We start from the raw sequence: 403 nt of genomic DNA, 5'->3' as shown, positions 1-403 counted from the left end.
TCGAGCACCGCGAGCAGGGCGCGTCGCGTCTCGTCGGGCCACGGCGGGCCGAAGACGCCCGCGTGGTTGGTGAAGTTCAGGACGACCGCGTCGTAGCCGTCGAAGGTCCTCTCGGTGCAGCCGACGGGCTCTTCGTTCACCCGGACCTCGAACCGGCCGGTCGCCTCGAGCGTGGCGCGGAGCTCCTCGGTGACGGCGCGCCAGTCGTGCATGTTGTAGCCGGCGAGGATCAACACCTGGATCTTCTTCGGGTCCCGGCCGGGCGTCGCGAGGGGCGGGGCCTGGGCGGAAGCGGCCGCGAGGAGCACGATCAGCGACAGCGACGCGAGGACCTTCATGGACGCCCCCGGGGGATCGACCGCGATTCAGGACGACGGGACGACGGGCGGCTCCAGGAATCTCG

General features: G+C 71.2%; 1 pseudogene. It reads right to left on the bottom strand.

Features of this window, described 5'->3' with window-relative positions:
- Positions 1 to 338, bottom strand: a pseudogene (locus tag G6O68_RS32120) (ThuA domain-containing protein); the annotation flags it as partial.
- Positions 339 to 403: the final 65 nt, after the last annotated feature.

Origin of the sequence: Paludisphaera soli (assembly GCF_011064595.1) — a bacterium.
GTDB lineage: Bacteria > Planctomycetota > Planctomycetia > Isosphaerales > Isosphaeraceae > Paludisphaera > Paludisphaera soli.
The sequence above is the reverse complement of the archived record's forward strand: the minus strand, read 5'-3'. Positions and strand labels throughout refer to the sequence as shown.